The sequence below is a fragment of the Okeania sp. SIO2F4 genome (genome assembly GCF_010672385.1).
Taxonomy (GTDB): Bacteria; Cyanobacteriota; Cyanobacteriia; order Cyanobacteriales; family Microcoleaceae; genus Trichodesmium.
On the sequence record NZ_JAAHGT010001040.1, the window covers coordinates 1 to 3,278 of the forward strand.

2 protein-coding genes are annotated in these 3,278 nt (G+C 41.8%); one reads left to right on the forward strand and one right to left on the reverse strand.

Features of this window, described 5'->3' with window-relative positions; translation table 11 throughout:
- Positions 1 to 1,217: 1,217 nt before the first annotated feature.
- Positions 1,218 to 1,856 (forward strand): PEP-CTERM sorting domain-containing protein, encoded by a 639-nt coding sequence (locus F6K22_RS36775; RefSeq protein WP_293109655.1) that lies wholly within the window; start codon positions 1,218 to 1,220, stop codon positions 1,854 to 1,856.
- A 469-nt stretch (positions 1,857 to 2,325) separates the two neighbouring features.
- On the opposite strand, the gene F6K22_RS36780 is transcribed toward F6K22_RS36775, so the two are convergent.
- Positions 2,326 to 2,976, reverse strand: coding sequence for a Uma2 family endonuclease (locus F6K22_RS36780; RefSeq protein WP_293109657.1), 651 nt, complete (start codon positions 2,974 to 2,976; stop codon positions 2,326 to 2,328).
- Positions 2,977 to 3,278 lie beyond the last annotated feature (302 nt).

Sequence of the window (3,278 nt, forward strand, 5' to 3'; positions counted from 1 at the left end):
AGTCGGTATTTTATAGATTTTTCCTACTTTTCCTCTCCCCACACCTCCCACACTTCCGTACGGACGTTGCATAAGGGCGTCCCTACCCCACCCAATCATATATAGCATTCTTTTTGAGAAATGGTATAATTACTTCAATATTTAATCCCTCCATCTCCCCATCTCCCCATCTCCCCATCCCCTCATCTCTCCAACTATATAATAAGTATTCAACCGGATTTGATATAAGTCCTGTTGATATCAAATCCGATAGCATCAGTGTTGTTCAGTATTAAAGATTAAGAGTCGATATTGTAGGGGCGAATGGCAATTCGCCCCTACCCATTGTATGACGATGACAGAATTATATTACTCCGATTTATCGGGAACCGTAACAAACGGATTTGATATGATATAGAATCCGGTTAAAAAGTCGTCCGCAGCGACGATAGGAAGCAATCTCGGGGTTTCACGAGATTGCTTCCTTCCACTACGTTCCAGTCGCAATGACGCCAGAGAGCAATTATCCGGATTCTATATGATAGCTGAAGATAGTAGTCAGAAATTGCCCAAGCGATCGCTACCAAGTTCATTAAACGAAAAAAAATCGTAGTGCCGTGTCAAGACTAAAATTGTGGGTGTTTGAGCGAGCAACCTTGGAGACCTCTCCCCCAACCCCTATCCTGCTTTTGAGAGGGGAGAGTTCCCCCCCAACGCTAGCAGGGAAGGGGGTTGGGGGGTTAGGTTTTTTTAACCCACATTTTCAAGCTTGACACGACCTGGTAGGGGCGGGTTTTTTTTAGCAAAATTTGTAGGGTGCGTTAGAAGGCTAAAATATAGACTTTGAAAGGCATTTAGCTATCCTTCGTAACGCACCATTTTACTTGTGTCGGTCTACTACTTAACTTAACGGTGCGTTACGGCGCTGCGGTAATGTTTAACAGTTTGACCATAATTTGTAGTCAGTGCCTTTTCATGTCGCGCAGCGAAACGCACCCTACACCTACTATAATCAGTTATGCGCCCTATTTTTTTCATATTTATAAATAAATTTTCTCGTCTCTTGCATATATTTATCCGGATTTTCTAGATGAAGATTTGAATGAATAAGATGCGTGATTCCACAGTTGTTCACGCTTGGTTAATGAAGATTTGATGAAGTTGCCGAAATGCTCTTGACACTAGGGGGGGGGAAATTATGCTTAGAAATGTAAACACAAAACTTAACACAACTAAACATGAAAAACCTCAAAACAAATACCCAACAATCTGCACGCAACTTATTTACTTCCTGCTTGTGTGGTCTCAGTTCCGCCGTCTTGGCTTCTTCTTTCGCACTGTTCGCACCTGCGCCAGAGGCTGCTGTGGCCGCAACGCTATATGACAGTGACGGCGATGGTATAATAGAAGGTGTGAAAGACCTCGCCGTTGGTGACTCGGTGTACGATGTGGAGTTTGGGGTTGATTTCGGGAGTAATGTGTATTCCGAAGGCTTCGACTTCACAAGCTCCGAATCAGCGCGCAGTGCGGCCGAGAGCCTTAGTGCCTTCTTGGAGTCAAAGTCCGCGCTCGCCTCGCTCTTTACTAATCCGATGGTAGAGGTTTTTATCGGTTATGAAATGTTTAGTGAAAATATGTTAAACTTTTTTACCGGAGAAGAAGAAAAGGTGGAATTTGTGAACACAATAATTATTGGCGCCGCCGGCGGTGGCGCGCGCATAAGTGGATCTCCCGTCGCGTACGACGCGAGGATTCCATTGTTGTATGCACGCTTCCATCCGGCGGTGGCGGCTTCAACTCCGGAACCCAGCCTAATTTTAGGTTTTATCACACTTAGCGGTTTAATGCTAGGCAGCAAAAGAAAGACCAAAGGCTGAAAACAAGAAGAAAGGGAAGTTTACCCTTCTCTTTTTTTTCAACGATACCTGGCACTTCGGAAGTCAGAAGTTTGAAGTCAGAAGTCAGAAGTTAGGAGTCAGGAGTCAGGAGACAGAATGAAGAAGTTGAAAAATGATAACTGTGATAATTAACTGGTAACGAGCAACTGAGAACTAAAAACAGTTAACTGAAAAGACATGGGCAGACCAAAAAGAGAATTTAAATCAGGGTATTCCTACCACATAACAACTCGGTGCAACAACAGAGATTTCAACCTCACACGCCGAGAAACCAGGGAAATTCTACTACACATAATCAAACAAGCACAGGAAAAATACCCATTCAAACCAATGAATACCTCTCCCCCAACCCCTCTCCTGCAAGGAGAGGGGGGAGGTTTTACCCACAATTTTAGTCTGGACGCGCTACTACTATTGCAGCATTTTAGGTGTGCCACGCCACTACCAGCTACTTCTGATTTCTGAGTTCAGCTCTTACCCAATTACGAAATGCTTTCATTGTTTGATTTCTACCTATACTTTGACAGCGATCGCGATATTCGGGAATAATTTCAGTTAAGGGTAAATTGGGAAAATGAGGACTAAATTTCGACTCTATATATTTGTTATTTTCTAATACATATATTTGCAACTTTCCTTTGTCAAATCGCCACAGTTCCCCTACTCCTAAACTTGCATAAATATTAGTATGAGTCCGGGAAGTTACATCTATTTCGAGTGCTAAATCTGGAGGTGGATCGATAGTTAAATCTAGACGTTCTTTCCCACGAACTTTAGCTTCATTTTCAATATAAAAACAATCATCAGGTTCTATACCTTGCCTCATTAATTCATTTTTGAAAGTTGTGGAACATAGAGACCAAAACTCAATATCTAATTCTTCCATCAAAGCCTTTAATAAGTCTCCAATTAGGACTTTTCTAGTTTCATGTTCTGGTAAGGGAGCCATAATTTCTAAAGTGTTATTTGCATAAGCTATTCGAGAGGAACGACTTTCTCCTAAGTCGGTGAGAATTTCTTCAAATTCCTGCCAACTTACATCTTTTAGTAATACTTTTTGTCCAGGAGGTATGGTTAATCTTTTTAGTTCTAGTAGCATATTTTTTGTTTAATATATGATATAATGATTATATTATATGGTTTTGCTTTGATAGTTCATTATAGGTTTGCCTACTCTACTAGCGTGTCTATGTTTATGAGTGTGGGTAAGTTTCATAAATTAAGACCTCTCCCCCAACCCCTCTCCTGCAAGGAGAGGGGAGTATCTCCCCCTTCCCTTGTAGGGAAGGGGGTTGGGGGGTTAGGTTTTACCCACAATTTTGCAGAGCTGATAACTGATATAGCGCTACTTATTAAGGTTAGGACATTTATAAATCATGTTTGCGCAGCATTCCGTAGGAA

Bases quoted from the DNA above. Each gene is read 5' to 3' on its own strand.
- F6K22_RS36775 (WP_293109655.1), top strand. From the start codon at position 1,218: ATGAAAAACCTCAAAACAAATACCCAACAATCTGCACGCAACTTATTT.
- F6K22_RS36780 (WP_293109657.1), bottom strand. From the start codon at position 2,976: ATGCTACTAGAACTAAAAAGATTAACCATACCTCCTGGACAAAAAGTA.